This is a genomic window from Nostoc sp., assembly GCF_036917535.1.
GTDB lineage: Bacteria > Cyanobacteriota > Cyanobacteriia > Cyanobacteriales > Nostocaceae > Nostoc.
This window is the reverse complement of sequence record NZ_JBALDA010000025.1, coordinates 1-3,289: the sequence shown is the minus strand read 5'-3', so window position 1 is coordinate 3,289 and position 3,289 is coordinate 1. Positions and strand designations below refer to the sequence as shown.

Genomic DNA, 3,289 nt, shown 5'->3' with positions numbered 1-3,289 from the left:
TTTCGCTTTGTTCGCTGGTTAAATACGCATATCGACGTATTTGCCGCTCACAGAGCCAAGTCTGGTTATATTTGGGCTTAGAAATTTATAAAGTCTCACTAGTAGAACGATGTGGAAAAACCAAACTATGTTAAGAAAAATTAAATAGACTTAAACCCTCTTCCCTCCTGCCTCCTGCTTCATCCCAACGATAAATATTCACACAGTCCCTAAACTGTTGGGAAAAAATTCACTTCAGCAAAATCTTGATGTTGCTTATGAAGCACTTATAAAACAACTAAAGGTAGATAGATCGCGTTTAGCTACTTTAGGTCACTCAATGGGTAGTGGTGCAGTAATGTCTGCTGCTATCAATAATGTCAATCGTTATGCGGCAACCGTAGCTATTTCTCCTACAAGTGCTTCAGTTACACCAAAAGCTCCTCATAATCTGCAATTGCAAGCAGGAAGCTGGGAAGGTGGATTTATTGCCAATGCAAAGCGGTTACTTGAAAGCGCAGGTGGAGAAAATAAAAATTTATCAAAACAGAATAAAGGCGTCAGTCACCAGAATAAGAAATTGAATTGGAGTGTGACTGGTGAGGCAGCGCGCAGAAAGGGGTTTCCACGCCAGTTGCTTCAAGTCGGCAGAGCCGCCCAACGCACTGGCTCCCCATGAGCGACTGCCTTTCCCGTTGGGCGGATGAATAACTGGGTTTAAGAAAAGAGCTAAATCTTCTCTTTCTCCAGACGCTGCGCGTAGCTTGCTTCCCCGTTCGCGGAGCGTTCCGTAGGAAAGGGGTACGATTTAGCGGTCTACAATCACCTATAAGGGTCCCAATCCCCCACTGATAGCGAAGCTCCTTCAAGTCCGCGATAGCGGAGCGGTAGCGAGTATTCGAGCGTCGCGTCTTGATTCTGACGCCAAGCCGCAGAGCTTTCCAAGTCTCCCCTCCTGAATTCTGACGAATGTATTCTTCTTCAATTCAATACAAACCCTTCGTAGCCTTTTGCCGCAACGTCGTTGCATTTGTGCACGTATTGGGGGAAGCCGAGGTAGGGCATGAACACGCGCGGCTTGCCAGGGATGTTAGCCCCTAGATACCACGAGTTGCACGTAGGAAGGAGCGTGGCATTAGCCACTTCGTTGACGTGGTTGACCCAAGCATCTTGCGCCGCAAGCGTCGGTTCGATACACGCAAAGCCGTGGTTGCGAACGTAGAAAACGCAGTCGGCGATCCATTCAACGTGCTGCTCGATGGACGGAATCATGTTCGACAGCACGGAAGGACTGCCGGGACCGGTGATAGTGAATAGGTTTGGGAAGCCAACCATTGCAACCCCAAGATAGGTGCGTGGACCCTCGGTCCACGCCTCCTTGAGCGATCGCCCGCCCTTGCCGCGAATATCAATTTTCAGCAATGAGCCCGTCATTGCGTCATACCCAGTGGCGAACACGATGGCATCGAGCTCGTATTCTTTGCCCTTCACCGTGAGACCGTGCTCGGCGATCTCCTCGATGGGCGAGTTACTCACGTCAACCAATGTAACGTTTGACCGATTGAACGTTTGGTAATACCCTGTATCGACACACAAGCGCTTGCAGCCGAAGACGGTGCGAGGCAACAGCTTCTCGGCAATGGCCGGATCGCGTACAGTCTCGCGAATTTTCCCATAAAAAAACTCTGCTGCTGTCTCGTTGGCTTCTTTACTGAACAACAAGTCGGCAAACGCTCCGAAGAATGACAACCCGCCACGCACCCATCGCTCCTCGTATTCGCACTGCCGCTCTTTTGGCGGCGTCGCTAACGCTGAGACCTCGTTGTAAGGAATGTTGGCCCCGAAAGGCAGCAGCTTGTTATCTGCTCTGAAATTGGCGTAGTTGGCTTTGATTTCTCGTTGCACCTCTGGGTCGAGCGGACCGTTATGCGCGGGAATGGTATAAGCAGGGGTGCGCTGGAAAACAAAGAGGTGGGACGCCTGCTGCGCGATCAGGGGAATACACTGAATAGCCGACGAGCCTGTGCCGATCACGCCGACACGCTTGCCAGTGAAGTCAACTCCCTCGTGCGGCCAGTTGCCAGTGTGATACGACGACCCTGCGAAGCACTCGCTTCCCTTGAAGTTCGGAGTATTCGTGCACGAGAGGCATCCCGTCGCCATGATGCAGAATTGTGCCGACACTCGATTACCCGCACTCGTCTCGATGATCCAGCGCCCTGCTGTTTCATTGAAGGTGGCGGTCAGCACTCGCGTGTTGAATTGGATATCACGCCGCAGATCGAAGCGATCCGCAACGTGATTGAGATATCGCAGAATCTCCGGTTGCGAGGCGTACCGCTGCGTCCACACCCACTCTTGTTGCAGCTCATCGGAGAATTGGTAGGAATACTCCATGCTCTCAACGTCGCACTGTGCCCCCGGATAGCGGTTCCAAAACCACGTACCGCCGACGCCGCTGCCCGCCTCCAACACGCAAGCACAAAGCCCAAGCCCGTGCATACGGTGCAGCATGTAGAGTCCAGCGAACCCAGCACCGACAATTACTACATCGAAATCAACGCCCGGCTTCTGGTTGGTTTCCATAGAGTTCAATTTTACCTCAGCCATATCTCAGCCTCCTCAGGGTCGTAATTTAAACTGACAGGGACCTCGCTTATCTGTCTGTTCGTTAACTACTCCCTGTTTTGATTTAGCATTGTTTTAAAGCGTTCTCAAACTATAAACTAAATAGCCTCATTAAAAATATCAACCAGAGGACATAATATACCAGAGGACATAATCTTATGTAGCGATCGCTCTTGGCAGGCACTCTTATTGCATCTATATACTCACTTGCGATCGGCGGAGCATCTTCAACATTAGACCCGTCTGAAAATTAAATTCTTGTAAAAACAGGATATAAAATTTTATTTTTATAAATCCTAATATATACCATATATAGTTTTTGCGGATTGTTATAGAATAATAAATCGTGCTGACGCTCAAAATTTGAAAATCATACTTTTTGTTTCTAAACTATCATCAACTATCTCAAACCCTGATTGCTATCTTGAGCGAAAACATATAAGCACTCTTTAAAACTTTTGTACAGACTGGGTTTTAGATTTACGGAAAAGTCTACTGATAAACACACTGACGGTTTTTTCTGCTACCCAAGCGACCGATATATTTCAGTTTCAAGTCCAGCTTGCCCAATAACTTTTGTGCGATCGCTACTCACATCTTGCACCTAACCGGATAAACCCGTAAAAGATAAATAAAGAGCGCAAAATATAACAGTAAAACAAGAATATTGCTGAAATCTCAA

General features: G+C 48.3%; 2 protein-coding genes. One reads left to right on the top strand and one right to left on the bottom strand.

The annotated features are described in order from the left end of the window. Nucleotides 1–217 precede the first annotated feature (217 nt). Entirely contained in the window at nucleotides 218–658 is a 441-nt protein-coding gene (locus V7K56_RS08500) for a hypothetical protein (RefSeq protein WP_334909454.1), read from the top strand. 302 nt (nucleotides 659–960) lie between these two features. Here the strand turns inward: V7K56_RS08500 and V7K56_RS08495 are convergent, their stop codons facing one another. Beyond that, complete coding sequence (locus tag V7K56_RS08495) at nucleotides 961–2,589, bottom strand: flavin-containing monooxygenase (RefSeq protein ID WP_334909452.1); 1,629 nt, start codon at nucleotides 2,587–2,589, stop codon at nucleotides 961–963. Nucleotides 2,590–3,289: the final 700 nt, after the last annotated feature.